This is a genomic window from Nocardioides sp. (assembly GCF_024509035.1).
Classification (GTDB): domain Bacteria; phylum Actinomycetota; class Actinomycetes; order Propionibacteriales; family Nocardioidaceae; genus Nocardioides.
In genome coordinates, this window is sequence record NZ_JANINT010000323.1 from 1778 (window position 1) to 2161 (window position 384).

The following is a 384-nucleotide window of genomic DNA, read 5'->3' on the forward strand; positions in this document are numbered from 1 at the left end:
CTCAAGATCCGCCCCGGCGGCGACCTCGCGCTCTTCCAGATGCTCAACCGGTTGCTCCTCGAGGCCGAGGACGCCGCGCCGGGCACGGTGTTGGACCACGAGTTCATCGCCCGGAACACCACCGGGTACGAGGCTCTGGCCGAGCACCTGCGCACGATCACCTGGGAGCACGCGCTCCAGGCCACCGGCCTGGGCCGCGCGGAGATCGAGCAGGTGCACCAGCACGTGTTGCGTAGCCGCAGGATCATCGTCTGCTGGGCGATGGGGATCACCCAGCACAAGCACGGCGTCCCGACCATCCGCGAGATCGTCAACTTCCTGCTCCTGCGCGGCAACATCGGCCGACCGGGAGCGGGCGTGTGCCCTGTCCGCGGCCACAGCAAC

The 384-nt window shown here is 69.3% G+C and carries 1 protein-coding gene; it reads left to right on the forward strand.

Features of this window, described 5'->3' with window-relative positions; genetic code table 11:
* Positions 1–384: molybdopterin-dependent oxidoreductase (locus Q0L15_RS20240; protein ID WP_296606444.1), on the forward strand; the 384-nt coding region annotated here is incomplete at both ends.